Below are 798 nucleotides of genomic sequence, written 5' to 3' on the forward strand. Positions count from 1 at the left end.
CACAAACTAGAAAAAGAGTTTGGTTTACAGTTAACTCCAACTTTTGAAGAGCGTAAACAAGAAAAATCTCTTACATCAAATGAGATCCAAATGGCAGCGAGGACAGGGGAAGTGCCAGCCAGAGCAGCATTGCAAAACATTTTAAATGAAGCACTTACAGATAAGCTGGACGTTTTTGCATTTATAGAACGATGCGAAGCGGCAGGAGCAACAGTTATCCCGAACGTTGCCAGCACTGGACGATTAAACGGTTTCGCCTTTGAGTATCAAGGCATTAAATTTAAAGGCTCCGATCTTGGGGCGAAGTACACCTATAAGAACTTAAAAGAAGTGGTGATTTATGAGCAAGACAGACAAAGTGCGGAGCTTATCGCAGCAGCACAAACAATCAAGCAAAGGCTCAATGCAGTCAGTGAAAGAGACGCAGCAACAGAGCAACAGGAATCTAGACCAGATCCAGCAGGTAACGGAAAAGCTGAACATGCTACCCAGTCACCTGATCAGCGTAACGAACAGTCTGAACGCCTTGGAGAAGTCGATAAGATCGGAACATCAGAAGAACAAGGGCGAGCTATCGAAAGCAACTCAGAAGATGCTCAATGCAGAAATCAAGCTGAAGAAGCAGAGCAACAGCGTAGTGTGGCAAACGAAGTTGCTATGGTGGATTCTGGGCTTGCTGATTGGGGTGATGCTGACAATCACATTAGTGATATTGTCGCGCCCATTGTTGCAGTTTCTAATAAATGTCCATCGGCTAATACAGTAAGGAAACAGCAGTTATGGCAGCAGCAAGCCAGA

Annotated in this window: 1 protein-coding gene; it reads left to right on the forward strand. The window is 44.7% G+C overall.

The annotated features are described in order from the left end of the window. Window positions 1–90: 90 nt before the first annotated feature. Window positions 91–798 (forward strand): hypothetical protein (locus R7040_RS25805; protein ID WP_411978202.1); only part of this gene is annotated, 708 nt, incomplete at its 3' end.

The sequence above is a fragment of the Vibrio sp. 1069 genome (assembly GCF_033340555.1).